The following is a 14,711-nucleotide window of genomic DNA, read 5'->3' as shown; positions in this document are numbered from 1 at the left end:
TCACCTAAATGTAAGGTTTATCTGCTATTCTTTATAGAAAGGAGGTATGCGGCATGGAGGTTTTAAAAATACAGCATTTAAGTAAAACTTATGGATCAGGTGAAAGTCGTGTTGAAGCCTTAAAAGATGTATCTTTTACGGTGAATCAGGGTGAATTTGTTGCAGTGGTCGGGGAGTCTGGCTCAGGAAAGAGTACATTATTAAATTGCATTGGTGCTTTAGATACCCCCACTTACGGAAACATTTATATTGATGGAAATGAACTGTTATCTATGAAAGAAGAACAGCGCACCATTTTTAGACGCCGTAATATCGGCTTTGTGTTTCAGTCTTTCCAGTTGGTTTCTGAGTTAAGCGTGGAACAAAACATAGCGTTTCCTATTCTTTTGGATTATCGCCAACCAGAGCGAGAGAAAGTGGATGAAATTTTGGAGGTTCTGAACTTAAAGGAACGACGACATCATTTGCCCAGCCAATTATCAGGGGGACAGCAACAGAGGGTTGCAATTGGAAGAGCTTTAATTACTCGACCAAAATTAATTCTTGCCGATGAGCCTACTGGAAATTTGGATAGTAAAAATAGTCGAGATGTTATGGATTTGCTGATTCGGGCATCTCGTCATTATCAGCAGACGATTTTAATGATTACCCATAATATGAGCTTGGCTGCATCTGCTGACCGCGTATTGCGTGTATCTGATGGAATCCTTACAGATTTGGGAGGGAAAGTTGATGAAAAGTTATCTTGACCTTGTACCTATTTCTTCGAGACTCCACAGAAAGCAAAACAGAATGTCTATCTTTTGTATTGTTTTAGCTGTGTTTTTGGTTACTGTTATTTTTGGAATGGCAGATATGTTTATCAGAAGTCAGATTATGCAGGCTCGTATGGAAGATGGGAACTGGCACGTGTCATTTCGTAATATTAGCGAGGAACAAGCAAGGTTGATTTCAGCACGGCCTGAGGTTGAGGCGTCTTCTTGGTATGGCGTTCTGAATTATAGCGGGGAACAGGGGTATTCCCTGCAGGGTAAGAATCTAATTCTTTGCGGTAGCGAAGAAAGTTGGATTACTAAGATGCAAACGGACATGATTACTGAAGGTGCATTTCCCAAAAAAGATAATGAGGCATTGATGAGTGAGAATGCCAAAACTGCAATGGATTTAAAAATTGGAGATTTGGTTTTTGTGGAAACCCCTGTGGGAAAATTTCAAATTACCATTTCAGGCTTTTTAAAGAATGTTTCGAAAACAATGGAAGAAGATTCATATGGTGTTTTTCTGACTACAGATGGATTTCGCTCCATATATCAGCAGACTGAAAAGGATGATTCCACATATTTTAACAGTATATATTTTGTTCAGTTTTCCAACCGCTGTAATATAAATAATACAATCAGCGATATAAAAGCCCAATTAGGGCTTTCGGGTAATCAGGTTTCCGAAAATACCAAGCTTCTCGGCTTACTTGGTCAAAGCGGAAATTCTTTTATGCTCCAGATTTATGGTTCGGCATTCATACTGTTTTTGCTGGTATTAATGGCAGGGGTCATGATGATTGCAAGCAGTTTGAACAGCAATGTTGCGCAACGCACTGAATTTTTCGGTATGATGCGATGCATCGGTGCTACGCCAAAACAAGTGATGAGACTCGTGGTGAAAGAGGCTTTTGGTTGGTGTAAATTTGCCATTCCTGCCGGGGTTGGGGCAGGTGTGATAGTGATTTGGATATTGTGTGCCATGCTGCGCTATCTAAGTCCTGAGTATTTTATTGGGATGCCTGCCTTTGCCATTAGTTTTCCCAGTGTTATCTCTGGTATCTGTATAGGCGCTTTAACTGTTTTTTTTGCCGCCCGTTCACCGGCGAAAAAAGCATCGAGGGTTTCACCTTTGGCAGCTATATCAGGGATCAACAATAAATTGTTTCATGGAAAGAAAGCAGCTAGTACCGCTTTCTTTAAAATTGATACTGCATTGGGTATTCACCACGCCAAATCAAGTAAAGGGAATTTTGTGTTAATGGTGGGTTCCTTTTCACTAAGTATTATTCTGTTTCTCTCGTTTTCCGTTACCATTGATTTTATGAACCATGCGTTAAAGCCTTTAAAACCTTGGACACCGGATATTTCCATTGTAAGTCCTAATAATAGCTGTTCTATAAGCAATAATTTATTGAAGGATTTGGAAGAAAATCCGGCGGTAAAAAAAGCATATGGAAGGATGTTTGCCTACAACGTGCCTATTCAGTTAAATGGTGTTGATAAAACCGTAGACCTAATTTCCTACGAGGAACACCAATTTGATTGGGCAAAAGATTATTTGTTGGAGGGTTCATTACAACGGGTTCAGAACGAGGTAAATACTGGCTTAAGCGTATTTAAACAGCAAGGCACTCCAAAAGTGGGGGATACAGTGACGTTTGTAGAGAACCGTTCTGTGGATATTGAAATTGTGGGCACTCTATCGTCCAGCCCTTTTCAAAATGTTCTTGATGTTGGGACAATCATTTGTTCTGAAAATACCTTTAGACAGTTAACCGGAAATACTGACTATACAATTATTGACCTGCAATTATTAAAAAGCGCAACCCAAAAGGATGTGGATCTAATTCATGCAGCCGTGGGATCTGAATATATCTTTTCAGATGAACGATTGGGAAACCGCAGTGTATTAGGCTCTTACTATTCTTTTGGGCTATTCATTTATGGATTTATGACTTTGATTGCTTTGATCACCATTTTTAATATTGTAAATAGCATTGCTATGAGCGTTTCAGCCCGCATGAAAGAATACGTTGCTTTTCGTGCCATTGGATTAAGCAATCAGCAGATGAAAAAGATGATTGTTGCAGAAGCTTCAACGTATGCAGTTGTAGGAGGTTTTTGGGGAAGCGTTTTGGGATTGCTTTTCAATAAGCTTCTCTATGAAAAGATGATAACATTTTATTGGGGAGAGCAATGGAAGATTCCTTTCGTTGACCTGGGGATTATACTTGGAATTGTAATTATTGCTGTTATGATTGCCGTAAATGGCCCTTTGAAACGAATACGTAAGATTTCTATTGTAGATACAATGAGTGCCCAATAAGACAGGGAAAGTACCAAAGTTCATTATTCTTTCATGGCTATGTTAGGGGATTTAGAGGATCATTTGACTAGGCATGGAGAATTTAGCTGGATAATAAGATAATAGACCCCAATCGACTAAGTTTTAAGATTATTAGCATATCTTAAAGCTTAGTCGTTTTTAAATTTCAATGGAAAACAACAGGCTTGTAATATAACATAATGTTTATTCTAACATTTGTTACGTAGAGGATTTTTACTACAAATACTTCTGTTTTTGAATGTCTTTTATATGTATTTAGTAATATAGCTTTTGTATTGACAAGTGCATTCGGTAGCTGTATACTCTCATTACCATTGGTAACTAACATTGGCTTTGCTAGGAGGTGTAGTATGAAAAAGAATTTAACGAAAGAACAAATTGTGGAAACGACATTGAAATTAATATGTGATAAAAACGATTTACGTGGGCTTAATCTTAGGCAAATCGCACGGACATTAGGATGCGCCCATACGAATTTGTATAATTATTTCCCCTCCTATAATGAGTTGTTGTGGGAAACGCATATGGCAATACAGAGGATTTTTATGGAAATGCTCATAGAAAAAATAAACATGGCGAGAAAGGCAGAGGAGAAACTTACTTATTTTTTTCAGGCCTTTGCTGAAATGTATATAAATAATAAGGGGTGGTTTTGGTTATCATGGCATGAACATATTGATGAAAGCCGCCCCCAAAAAGATGTGGAGTTGCTAGAGCAAATCAATCAAAAAATGAATCAAATTATTTGTGAAATATGGAAAGAGATTTATGGGCAATCTCCTGATGAAGAGAAGACAAAGCGAGTGCTCCATAATACCCATTGCTATATATTGGGAGAAATTTCAAATCATCTTTTGGGTAGAGGTTTGATTGAAAAAGAAGATGACTTAATAGACTACATTGAACGAGAAGCCACCGGTATGTTTCGTCTGTGTCTTGCAGGCAGTTATTCTGAAGAATCCTTTGGGAATAGAGTGGACAATTATAGAAGAGTCTAAAGAATAGCCTAGGAAGCTTGCTACAAAAATTAGAGTGAGGTGTTAATTTGGAAAACTTTGAACAGGAGCAGACCGTTGAACTTGCCCATTACCATAACATTCGCCAAATACTTTCAGAACAATTAGAAGAGGCGAAGAATAACAGCGTGAAAAATAGGGAAGCGTTGCGAGAAACAAACAAAGAGATGTGGGAAAATGCTTCTCATTCAGCAGACGATTTTGATGGTGCCATTGGGCTGAGTCAATTTTATCAACCCCTTGCCAGCAATGCATTTGCAATAGAATCCGGCACGAAAAAGATAAAGCTTTATGAGCGTTTGTTGCAATCAGCCTATTTTGCCAGAATTGACTTTTGCACTAAAGAAGAAGAATGGCGGGAAGCGGTCTATATTGGCAGAGGAACATTATTTCATGATACAGACGAAAAAATCTTAATCTACGATTGGCGTTCTCCTATTGCCAGTCTATTTTATCGTTTTGAAACGGGAATTGCCTATTATGATGCGCCGGGAGGGCGTATTTCCGGTGATATCACCCTAAAACGTCAATATGAAATAAAGAAGGGAGTCTTTAAATATTTTTTTGATGCGGATGTTCAGATTGCAGATGAGTTTTTACGAAAATTATTGTCAGGAAATGCATCCACCAAAATGAAAACCATTGTAGAAACCATTCAGAGAGATCAGGATATTGCCATTCGGAATATGAGCCACGATTTGCTTATGGTGCAAGGAATTGCGGGAAGTGGTAAAACGTCTATCGCTTTGCATCGTGTGGCTTATTTAAAGTATCAGGGTTTGTCAAATCGATTACAATCCTCTGATATCATCATTTTGTCACCCAATACACTTTTTGAACAGTACATTTCCAATGTATTGCCGGAGTTGGGTGAGGATGAAGTGAAGTCTGTTGTGTTTGATGATTTGGTTAGGAATAGTTTATCGGATAAAATAACATTTTGTACCCGTTATGATCAAACGGAGCAGTTGATTTCTTGTGAGAATGCCACAGAAAAAGAATTGAAAAAGCAAGCTATGACCTTTAAAATGTCGGAAGCATTTATAAAAATATTAGACAGATACGGGAAAGAAGTTCCTTTATCCCATATTTCCTTTACAGATATTGAATATGATGGGAAAGTTATCTTTACGGCACAGCAACTGAAAGAACGATTGCTGCAAATGAATGAGTCCATGAGTTTAGCTGTGAAGATGAGTCATCTTCGTTGGTATATTTTTGAGGAAATTCATGAATTGCGTAAAGAACGTATGCCCAAACTGTTGCGACAAACAAGAGAAGACCCGGAACATATTTACGACTGGGAAGAATATGCAAGAGAGCTATCTATAGAAGAAAGCACGCAGCTTGCCCAAAAGGTGGATGGGTTTATCAAATTGAACGGATTTGCTCTTTATAAAAAGCTTTTCATTAAGGAAGGCTTACTGGAGTCCCTTTCTGATGGCGTTTCATTGCCGGGGAATATTGATGAAATATTGAATTATTCCAAAGAGAGACTTTCGGGGAATATTCTTGAAAATGAAGATGCTTTGGCAATCATGTATCTGCAGATGTTAATTGGTGAAAATACCATGGCTAATGAGGTCTATAGACCCATTCGGCAGGTCATTATTGATGAGGCTCAAGATTATTATACCCTGCATTTTAAGATCATAAAGGGTCTTTTTCCAAATGCAAGGTTTACCGTATTAGGTGACATTAACCAAACGATTGAAAAACAGGAAAATATGGATCTTTATGAGAGGATAACGGAAATCCTCAAGCCCAAAAGTTCTTGCTTAATGGTTATGAATAAAAGCTTTCGCTGTACGAAAGAAATTCTCAATTTCAGTATGCAGTTCTTGGATGAGGATACCCCTTTTGAGAGCTTTAATCGCAGTGGTGATGTACCTTTGATTATTGAAGCAAAAAACACAGAACTACTTGATGAAAAGGTGATGAAAGAAGCAATATACAGCGAAAAACAAGGTTTTGCCTCTATAGCAATTTTATGTAAAGACTTAAAGGCGGCGGAAGGGCTTTATGAGCGCTTGAAAGAGAAGATTGAAATACATTTGGTGCGCTCTGGAGATAACCTGAACACAGCAGGCATCTTTATTATACCAATTACCATGTCAAAAGGGCTGGAATTTGATTCTGTATTGGTTTATGGTGTGGATGAGAGCCATTATCATACGAAGGATGATAAAAAGCTATTATATATCGCCAGCACCAGAGCCTTGCATCGTCTTAACCTTTTTTACACTGGAGAAAAAAGCTCCATTTTTCAAGGAGGTATCCAAAAATGACGTTAGAAATCATTATTTCTTTATTGAGTGAAATCATAAGTGTTCCCGAAAAAGATTTAAGAGGCAAAACGAAATTGATACCGGAATATAATATTGAATCTATTGATATTGCAAAATTAATGATTGAAATAGAAAAACGTTTTGAATTGACCATTTTTGATGAAGATGTGCACTCATTCCAAACGATAGATGATGTAGTTGAATATGTGGATGCACTGCTCGCTGAATAGGAGGAGAACAATGAAGAAGATTATCTTTGTAGAAGGCATGAATCACATACAAATAGGCAGTGCCGTCTGCCACATTTTAGAAAGTGTCAATGGTGTGGATAGGGTGAGGTTAAATTTAGACGAAGAAGCTGTGGTTGTGGAATGTGCAGCAAATCAAGTAACGGATGAAGAATTGTGTGATGCAATCAATGAGGAAGGCTTCCAAGTTGTAGAAATATTTAACGAAGAGGAGTAATAGAATAATTTTAAAAACTTACCCTACCTCCATTCATAAACGAGGTAGGGTTGCTTTTCAATGTTTTAATGAGTTAGAAATAACTAAAAGATTGATTTTTTTTTCAAGAGATAAAAAAACACAAAACGGTAATTTTATTTTTTTAAATAAGACACAAAATCGATTTTTTTTAATAAAATAAATTACCTTGTTTTTGAGAAGAGCTCTTTAGATTTATAATTTAAGCTTAAAATTGACCCATGAAGTTGTAGACGTTCAGATACAAAAGGAAGGCAATCAATAGAATTTATAGATTTATAGTGCAGAATAATGTAAATATATGACATGATTCCGGTTTTATTGTGAATTTAGATGATAGACAAAATGCAAGTCTGGGTATATGATATGTTAAAGTTGCGTTTTGCAAATAAAGATAAAGGAGGTGAAATTATGAGGAAGCATTCTGCAATTCATAAAAAATTGTTTTTATTTTTTATATTTTTATCATTGGTTGTTACTTCTTTCGTACTGCGTGATACCGCAGCAAAAGTAAGTGAAATTTTCCGTGAAGAAAAATCTGAAGAATTAAGCTTGTTGAATGCTGGCATTAAGATCCCTATGGACAACTTCGTAGATTCTAACCAGAACTTGAAGTATGTTAGCGATAGCAGCTTTTATTCTAATCGGGATATAAAACAAATCACCATTCAAAAAGTGGTTTTTGATAATGTTTCTTATGATGATTTGCAACAAAGTGAAAATAAAAATTTCTATTCTCTATTCTTAAAGCTAATAATAATACCGTCGTGTTCCTTATTTTGTTTATTTATAAGGCGATGGATTATTTTGGTGTCTAATTTTGGAATTGGATTTATTATTATCCGTTATTTACACCTCAAAGACGGAAAGAAGCAAACACTCTCATTTCGATAATCCAATTATTCCCATTGAATTGTACTTATTTTTTGTGCGCCATTGTAGCAAAACTACTGGTGTGTTATTTGTGTACGCAAGATTTAAAAAAATTGCATAGTTCCAAGAAGTGGAGGTGAATTTTATGCAAGATGTTGCCTCACGGTTAGTTGAAACGCTGGGTGGCAAAACAGTGTCTTTTCCTGAGCTTCAGGGGCTATCTATTCCCGAATTTGTAATTACCAGTTGGGGAATTATGGCATTTATTATGATTATGACACTACTCTTTACCCATAATTTAAAGATTGTGCCCGGAAAATCACAAATTGTTGTTGAAGGGATTTATAACTTTATTCATAATTTCCTTAGTGATATTTTAGGGAAAAAGGGAGAAAGGTATATTCCGTATTTAGGCACGGTTTTAATTTATTTGGCGGTTTCAAATACAATTGGCTTGTTTGGGCTGACCCCGCCCACAAAAGATTTAAATGTTACGGCGGGACTTGCTTTTATGAGCATTATTTTAATTGAATATTCAGGGATGCATCAAAAAGGAATTGGGGGATACTTTAAGAGCTTTGCCCATCCTATGCCGGCGATGTTACCGTTTAATATCATGGAAATTTTTATACGTCCGTTATCCCTATGTATGCGACTCTTTGGAAATATTTTTGGGGGTTTTGTTATTATGGAATTGATTCGGTTGATTGTACCGGTGATTATTCCTCTTCCGTTTGGTTTTTATTTTGATATTTTCGATGGGCTATTACAGGCGTATGTATTTGTGTTTTTAACATCACTTTTCATGCAGGAAAAAATAGAAGAGTAAGGGTTAAAGCACAATGGGGAAGGTAGATCTTTACAGAATAAGGAGATGAAGCTATGACAGCATTGATTGGAATAGGAGCAGGTATTGCAGTATTTACTGGTATTGGAGCAGGTATCGGGATCGGGATTGCCACATCCAAGGCAACAGAGGCCATTGCGAGGCAGCCGGAAGCAAAGAGTGAAATTAATAAAACGCTTATTTTGGGCTGTGCGCTGGCGGAGGCAACTGCGATTTATGGTTTGGTAATTGCATTTTTAATTATCTTTTTCTCGAAATAATTATTTATAAAAAGGAGATTATATTATGACAGCATTAATTGGAATAGGGGCAGGCATTGCAGTATTTACAGGTATTGGGGCAGGTATTGGCATTGGTATTGCCACTGGCAAAGCAACTGAGGCAATTGCAAGACAGCCGGAAGCAAAGAGTGAAATTAATAAGACTCTTATTTTAGGTTGTGCATTGGCGGAAGCAACTGCAATTTACGGCTTGGTAATTGCATTTTTGATTATCTTTTTTTCAAAATAAGATTTAGGAGGGGACCGTGAATGTTTCATGTAGATGTATCTTATATAATAATTAGCATGATTAATATTCTTGTTTTATTTCTTTTCCTAAAGGTGTTTTTATTTCAGCGCGTAGGTGCGGTAATTGAAGAGAGACAAAGAACCATTGAGCGTTCCTTACAGGATGCTGATCTTAAAAAGACAGAAGCCTATCAGTTAAAGCAAGATTATGAAAATGATTTGAAACAAGCTGGCAATCAGGCGGGTATCATTCTGAAAGAGGCAAAAGAAAGAGCCGAAATAGAATATGTTACAATCTTGAGTGAAGCCAAAAAAGAAGCAGCTAAGACCATGGAAGAGTCTCGTAAGGCTATTGAATTGGAAAGAGAAAAATCTGTGGAAATGGCTAAAAGTGAGATTGCCAGTGTTGCACTGTTAGCAGCTTCCAAGGTGGTTGGTAAGAATGTGGATGATGACACCAACCAACAGTACCTTGGTGATTTCTTAAAAGAAGTAGGTGCTGCTAAGTGATTACCCAGAGAGCGTTAAATTATGGAAAAGTACTGAATTCATTGCAAGTGAAAAAAGAAGTGATGGATGCTGCAGACAAACTTCTAAATGACAGTAGCGCTTTGATTGAAGTACTGGAGAACCCTGTAATAAAGAGAAAAGAAAAGTATGCAGTGATAAATGATATCTTTGAGCCTGAAATAGTGAATTTTATGAAATTATTATGTGACCACAACATGATTGGCGCCTTTGGTGAAATAAAGGAAGCATATGATGCTTTGTTGTTTGAACAAAGAGACATAATAAAAGCAAAACTTCGCTATGCAACAAGGCCGCAAGATGTGCAGTTGGAGCAAATAAAGAGCATGCTGTGCCAAAAATATAATAAAAAAGAAGTGTTTCTTGAACTGGTAGAAGACGCTTCCCTAATTGGTGGTTTTGTTTTATATGCAGAGGGTACGGAGTTTGACAAAAGCATTAAAGGTGCATTATCAGAGTTGCAGAAAACTTTAATTGGGAGGTGGCACGTTTGAGCAACATAAATCAGACGGAAATTATTTCTGTTTTAAAAAGTGAAATAGAAGATTATGAAGTAAAAACAACGGTAAAGGAAACCGGAACCTTAATCCGTATTGGAGACGGCATCGCTAGTGTTTATGGATTGGATCAAGCGATGTATGGAGAATTGGTTGAATTTGAAACCGGTGTTCGAGGGATAGTTCAGAATTTAGAAGCAAAGTCAGTAGGCTGTATTTTATTAGGCTCTGATTATGGTTTGACAGAAGGCGCAAAGGTAACCAGAACGAAAAAAAGAGCAGGTGTGCCGGTATCAAACAAATTGATTGGGCGTGTTGTAAACGCATTAGGAAGTCCTATTGATGGAAAAGGCCCCATAGAAGCTGAGGATTATTTCCCAATAGAGAACGAAGCTTCCGGTGTCTGCACCAGAAAACCGGTAACAGTGCCCCTACAGACGGGAATTTTGTCTATAGACTCTATGTTCCCCATTGGTAGAGGACAGCGTGAGTTAATCATTGGAGATCGCCAGACGGGTAAAACATCCATCGCCATGGATACCATTTTAAATCAAAAAGGGCAGGATGTAATCTGTATCTATGTTGCCATTGGACAAAAGGCATCCACAGTTGCCAAGCTGGTGAATACTTTGAACAAACATGGTGCAATGTATTATTCCATTGTAGTTTCTTCTCCCGCCAGTGATTTGGCATCATTGCAATATATTGCACCCTATGCGGGCACTGCCATGGCAGAATATTTCATGAAGCAAGGAAAGGATGTTTTGATTGTATATGATGACCTATCAAAGCATGCTGTAGCTTATCGTACGATGTCCTTGTTGTTGGAGAGATCTCCTGGTAGAGAGGCATATCCTGGAGACGTTTTTTATCTCCATTCAAGATTATTGGAGCGTTCTTGCCGTTTGGACGAAGCCTATGGTGGCGGTTCCATTACAGCGCTTCCTATTATTGAAACGTTAGCCGGGGATGTATCAGCATACATACCCACTAATGTAATTTCCATTACAGATGGTCAAATCTTTCTGGAAAGCGAGCTGTTTTTTGCAGGAAATCGTCCTGCTGTAAATATTGGACTTAGTGTTTCTCGTGTTGGTGGTGCGGCACAGACAAAAGCCATGAAAAAGGCTGTTGGAAGCCTTCGAATCGATCTTGCTCAGTATAGAGAGATGGAAGTATTTACCCAGTTCGCTTCCGATTTGGATAAAACAACAAAAGAATTGCTGGAGCATGGTAAACATCAGATGGAATTGCTAAAGCAGCCATTATCTAAGCCTTTGCCACTTCATGAGCAAGTAATTTTACTGGTGGCAGCGAATCATAAAGTGTTTTTGGATGTTCCGCTGAAGGAAATGAAAACCTTCCGCAGTGATTTAATTGATTATTTTAAAGCAAAACACAGTCAAATTATTCAAGAGATTGATGATACAAAAGTACTTAGTGATGAATGTACTGAGCAGATTATAAGCGCAGCAAAGGAATTTAAAAAATATAGAGGAGAACGGTAGTTTATCGTGGGCTTCTTTAGTACGGATAGATGCCTCTGGGCATCGTGGAGGTTATTATGGCTAATGCGAGAGAAATCCGGTCCAGAATCAAAAGTATACAGGATATTATGAAAATAACAAATGCCATGTATCTGATTTCATCGTCAAAATTAAAAAAAGCAAGGAAAAGCCTGCAAGCAACCCATCCATATTTTGAGGCACTTCAAGATACCATTTATGATATTTTGGTTCGTGCCCCTCATGTAAACTCTGTCTATTTCAGAAGGAATGAGCATATTCCCATGGAGGAGAGAAATATTGGATATTTAGTTGTGACTGCGGATAAGGGACTGGCAGGAGCATACAATCATAATGTGATTAAAAAAGCTGAAGAAGAAATGAGCAAAGGCGGAAAGAATTCACTTTTTTTGATTGGTCAGGTTGGAAGACAATATTTTATGCGAAAGGGAAAGGCTGTAGATTGTGAGTTTTTATATATTGCCCAAGAGCCTACCCTATATCGTGCCCAAATGATTTCAGAAACAATCATGGAATTGTTTAAAAATGGACATCTGGATGATGTGTATGTCATTTATACAGAAATGATTACATCAATGAAATCAGAGGTGAAAATGATAAAGCTTCTTCCATTGGAACGGAAGAAGTTTGAACAAAGAAAAATGGGATATCCCCATGCATTGTTTGATCCCTCTCCTGAAATTGTAATGCAAAAATTAGTACCCAACTATTTAAAGGGTCTGCTATTTGGTGTCTTGGTGGAGTCCTTCTCCAGCGAGCAGAATGCAAGAATGACTGCTATGGAGGCTGCAACAAAAAGCGCTAAGGATATGCTGAGGAATTTGGAGTTGCAGTATAATAGGGCTAGGCAGGCGGCAATAACACAAGAAATTACAGAAATCGTCGGTGGGGCGAAAAGCTTGAAAAAATAAAGGAAAGGGGAACGGATGACAGTGATGGATAATGGGAAAATTCTACAGGTTTTAGGACCTGTTGTTGATGTTGAATTTGAAAGCGGTAAGCTGCCAAATATTAAAGATGCGCTGGAAGTATATATGGAAGGAAAGCGGCTGGTAATGGAAGTTGCCAGTCATATCGGAAATGGCATTGTGCGTTGTATTATGCTTGCCTCAAGTGAGGGGTTAACCAAGGGTATGGAGGTTATTCCTACGGGAGCATGCATTAAGGTGCCCGTTGGTAAGCAAACCCTTGGACGTATGTTTAATGTTTTAGGTGATGTTATAGATAATGGTGAGCCTGTGGCTGGTGAAGAGCAGTGGAAAATACACAGAGATCCTCCCAGCTTTGCAGAGCAAAGTCCTGTTGTAGAAATTTTAGAAACAGGTATTAAGGTAATTGATTTGCTGGCGCCCTACGCTAAGGGTGGAAAGATAGGTCTTTTTGGTGGTGCCGGGGTAGGAAAAACAGTGCTGATTCAGGAGCTGATTCGAAATATAGCAACAGAGCATGGTGGATATTCTATTTTTACCGGTGTTGGTGAGCGCTCTCGTGAGGGGAATGACCTTTGGCGTGAAATGAAGGAATCAGGGGTTATCAACAAAACGGCATTGGTGTTTGGTCAAATGAATGAGCCACCCGGTTCCCGTATGCGTGTTGCCCAGACAGGTCTTACCATGGCTGAATATTTCAGAGACAAAGAAAATCAAGATGTGCTGCTGTTTATCGATAATATTTTCCGCTTTGTGCAGGCAGGCTCTGAGGTATCAGCATTGCTGGGCCGTATGCCTTCTGCAGTGGGTTATCAGCCAACACTGGCAAATGAAGTTGGGGAGCTGCAAGAGAGAATTACATCAACCAAAAACGGTTCTATTACGTCGGTTCAGGCAGTATATGTGCCTGCAGATGACTTGACTGACCCTGCTCCTGCCAATACCTTTGCCCACCTTGATGCGACAACGGTATTATCTCGTAAGATTGTAGAGCAAGGAATTTATCCTGCTGTAGATCCTTTGGAATCTACATCCAGAATTCTTGAGCCTGATGTAGTAGGTGAAGAACATTATGAGGTAGCAAGAAATACCCAGGAACTCTTACAGAAATATAAAGAACTGCAGGATATCATTGCCATACTTGGTATGGAAGAACTGGATGAACAAGATAAGCTTGCAGTATACCGTGCAAGAAAGATTCAAAAATTTCTTTCTCAGCCCTTTAATGTGGCAGAAAACTTCACAGGAATGCAAGGGAAATATGTTCCTCTTAACGAAACAATCAAAGGTTTTAAAGCCATTATTCAAGGTGAGATGGATGAATATCCGGAATCTGCATTTCTTATGGTGGGCACCATTGATGAAGTGAAGGAAAAGGCTAAAAAGATGGAAGAAGATTAAAAGGGAAGAAACTGGAGCAGTGATGCATCAGTCTTGGAATAGGAGGAGCTATGGCTAAGACATTCAGGATTGAAATTCTGGCAAGTGATCATCCCTTCTATCAGGGAGAATGCGAGATGGTTATTTTCCCTGGAATAGATGGAGAAGTCGGCGTGTTGGCAGACCATGAGCCCATGGTAACCTGTATAATGGCCGGTGAAATGAGATATAAGGTTGACGGAGAATGGCATTATGCCGCAGTCACAGATGGTATTGTGGAAATCACACCGAATCATGTTGAAATTCTTTCAGATACTATTGAGAAACCTGAGGATATTGATCGCCACCGTGCTGAATTGGCAAAACAGAGAGCTGAGGAAAGACTGCGTCAGCAGTTAAGCAAGCAAGAGTATTACCAAACAATGGCGGCGGTGAATCGTGCGGTAAATCGTTTGAAGGTAAAAGCAAGACATAAATAGTTATTAAGTCAACTAAAAAATACTAGAAAAGACTTTTTATAAAACCCACAAGGATTTTGTAAAAAGTCTTTTTTCTTACCTACATTTTAAGTAAGCTTTTGATTTAAAGAGTTATTCATTTAGTGTCTATGAAGTGTATATAGTTTCTTTTTATAATAATTAGGAATTAACATAGTTCTGAAAAATAAAAATAACTCTGCATCATAATTCACAGAGTTATTTTTATTGGTTTGCAATTTGGATAGGCA

16 protein-coding genes are annotated in these 14,711 nt (G+C 38.1%); all 16 read left to right on the top strand.

Annotation, left to right across the window (positions count from 1 at the left end; genetic code table 11):
• The first annotated feature begins 53 nt into the window (after positions 1-53).
• The 16 genes from NE558_RS13000 to atpC all read left to right on the top strand — a co-directional run bounded on the left by NE558_RS13000 (position 54) and on the right by atpC (position 14,463).
• Positions 54-749, top strand: coding sequence for an ABC transporter ATP-binding protein (locus NE558_RS13000; RefSeq protein WP_256150561.1), 696 nt, complete (start codon positions 54-56; stop codon positions 747-749).
• Positions 733-3,087: an ABC transporter permease gene (locus NE558_RS12995; RefSeq protein WP_256150559.1), complete on the top strand. Its 2,355-nt coding sequence runs from the start codon at positions 733-735 to the stop codon at positions 3,085-3,087. The genes NE558_RS13000 and NE558_RS12995 overlap by 17 nt, the downstream gene beginning before the upstream one ends.
• Positions 3,088-3,458: 371 nt before the next feature.
• Entirely contained in the window at positions 3,459-4,106 is a 648-nt protein-coding gene (locus NE558_RS12990; RefSeq protein ID WP_256150558.1) for a TetR/AcrR family transcriptional regulator, read from the top strand.
• Between the two features lie 47 nt (positions 4,107-4,153).
• Entirely contained in the window at positions 4,154-6,412 is a 2,259-nt protein-coding gene (locus tag NE558_RS12985; RefSeq protein WP_256150556.1) for a HelD family protein, read from the top strand.
• Positions 6,409-6,642: an acyl carrier protein gene (locus NE558_RS12980; protein ID WP_256150555.1), complete on the top strand. Its 234-nt coding sequence runs from the start codon at positions 6,409-6,411 to the stop codon at positions 6,640-6,642. The genes NE558_RS12985 and NE558_RS12980 overlap by 4 nt, the downstream gene beginning before the upstream one ends.
• A 10-nt stretch (positions 6,643-6,652) precedes the next feature.
• Positions 6,653-6,877: a heavy-metal-associated domain-containing protein gene (locus tag NE558_RS12975; RefSeq protein ID WP_256150554.1), complete on the top strand. Its 225-nt coding sequence runs from the start codon at positions 6,653-6,655 to the stop codon at positions 6,875-6,877.
• Between the two features lie 429 nt (positions 6,878-7,306).
• On the top strand, positions 7,307-7,789 hold the full coding sequence (locus tag NE558_RS12970; RefSeq protein ID WP_256150553.1) for a hypothetical protein: 483 nt from the start codon (positions 7,307-7,309) through the stop codon (positions 7,787-7,789).
• 124 nt (positions 7,790-7,913) lie between these two features.
• Positions 7,914-8,597 (top strand): F0F1 ATP synthase subunit A, encoded by a 684-nt coding sequence (locus NE558_RS12965; RefSeq protein WP_256150551.1) that lies wholly within the window; start codon positions 7,914-7,916, stop codon positions 8,595-8,597.
• 53 nt (positions 8,598-8,650) lie between these two features.
• The gene (gene atpE / locus NE558_RS12960; RefSeq protein ID WP_256150550.1) at positions 8,651-8,875 is read left to right on the top strand and encodes an ATP synthase F0 subunit C; all 225 of its coding nucleotides are present in this window, start codon (positions 8,651-8,653) and stop codon (positions 8,873-8,875) included.
• Positions 8,876-8,900: 25 nt separating this feature from the next.
• Complete coding sequence (gene atpE / locus NE558_RS12955; protein WP_256150549.1) at positions 8,901-9,125, top strand: ATP synthase F0 subunit C; 225 nt, start codon at positions 8,901-8,903, stop codon at positions 9,123-9,125.
• A 20-nt stretch (positions 9,126-9,145) separates the two neighbouring features.
• On the top strand, positions 9,146-9,634 hold the full coding sequence (atpF, locus tag NE558_RS12950) for a F0F1 ATP synthase subunit B (protein WP_256150548.1): 489 nt from the start codon (positions 9,146-9,148) through the stop codon (positions 9,632-9,634).
• The gene (gene atpH, locus NE558_RS12945) at positions 9,631-10,146 is read left to right on the top strand and encodes an ATP synthase F1 subunit delta (RefSeq protein WP_256150547.1); all 516 of its coding nucleotides are present in this window, start codon (positions 9,631-9,633) and stop codon (positions 10,144-10,146) included. Before atpF ends, atpH begins: the two co-directional genes overlap by 4 nt.
• On the top strand, positions 10,143-11,657 hold the full coding sequence (gene atpA, locus NE558_RS12940) for a F0F1 ATP synthase subunit alpha (protein ID WP_256150546.1): 1,515 nt from the start codon (positions 10,143-10,145) through the stop codon (positions 11,655-11,657). Before atpH ends, atpA begins: the two co-directional genes overlap by 4 nt.
• Before the next feature lie 56 nt (positions 11,658-11,713).
• Positions 11,714-12,586, top strand: a complete 873-nt coding sequence (atpG, locus tag NE558_RS12935; protein ID WP_256150545.1) for an ATP synthase F1 subunit gamma — start codon at positions 11,714-11,716, stop codon at positions 12,584-12,586.
• A gap of 24 nt (positions 12,587-12,610) precedes the next feature.
• Positions 12,611-14,005, top strand: a complete 1,395-nt coding sequence (gene atpD / locus NE558_RS12930) for a F0F1 ATP synthase subunit beta (RefSeq protein WP_256150589.1) — start codon at positions 12,611-12,613, stop codon at positions 14,003-14,005.
• 50 nt (positions 14,006-14,055) lie between these two features.
• The gene (gene atpC, locus NE558_RS12925; protein ID WP_256150544.1) at positions 14,056-14,463 is read left to right on the top strand and encodes an ATP synthase F1 subunit epsilon; all 408 of its coding nucleotides are present in this window, start codon (positions 14,056-14,058) and stop codon (positions 14,461-14,463) included.
• Positions 14,464-14,711: the final 248 nt, after the last annotated feature.

The organism is Anaerotignum propionicum (assembly GCF_024461735.1).
In the GTDB taxonomy this organism is placed as follows: Bacteria; Bacillota; Clostridia; order Lachnospirales; family Anaerotignaceae; genus Chakrabartyella.
This window is presented reverse-complemented; position numbering and strand designations above follow the sequence as displayed.

Bases quoted from the DNA above. Each gene is read 5' to 3' on its own strand.
- atpE (WP_256150549.1), top strand. From the start codon at position 8,901: ATGACAGCATTAATTGGAATAGGGGCAGGCATTGCAGTATTTACAGGT.
- atpC (WP_256150544.1), top strand. From the start codon at position 14,056: ATGGCTAAGACATTCAGGATTGAAATTCTGGCAAGTGATCATCCCTTC.
- NE558_RS12965 (WP_256150551.1), top strand. From the start codon at position 7,914: ATGCAAGATGTTGCCTCACGGTTAGTTGAAACGCTGGGTGGCAAAACA.
- NE558_RS12995 (WP_256150559.1), top strand. From the start codon at position 733: ATGAAAAGTTATCTTGACCTTGTACCTATTTCTTCGAGACTCCACAGA.
- atpD (WP_256150589.1), top strand. From the start codon at position 12,611: ATGGATAATGGGAAAATTCTACAGGTTTTAGGACCTGTTGTTGATGTT.
- atpG (WP_256150545.1), top strand. From the start codon at position 11,714: ATGGCTAATGCGAGAGAAATCCGGTCCAGAATCAAAAGTATACAGGAT.
- NE558_RS13000 (WP_256150561.1), top strand. From the start codon at position 54: ATGGAGGTTTTAAAAATACAGCATTTAAGTAAAACTTATGGATCAGGT.
- NE558_RS12975 (WP_256150554.1), top strand. From the start codon at position 6,653: ATGAAGAAGATTATCTTTGTAGAAGGCATGAATCACATACAAATAGGC.
- atpE (WP_256150550.1), top strand. From the start codon at position 8,651: ATGACAGCATTGATTGGAATAGGAGCAGGTATTGCAGTATTTACTGGT.
- NE558_RS12980 (WP_256150555.1), top strand. From the start codon at position 6,409: ATGACGTTAGAAATCATTATTTCTTTATTGAGTGAAATCATAAGTGTT.
- atpF (WP_256150548.1), top strand. From the start codon at position 9,146: ATGTTTCATGTAGATGTATCTTATATAATAATTAGCATGATTAATATT.
- NE558_RS12970 (WP_256150553.1), top strand. From the start codon at position 7,307: ATGAGGAAGCATTCTGCAATTCATAAAAAATTGTTTTTATTTTTTATA.
- NE558_RS12990 (WP_256150558.1), top strand. From the start codon at position 3,459: ATGAAAAAGAATTTAACGAAAGAACAAATTGTGGAAACGACATTGAAA.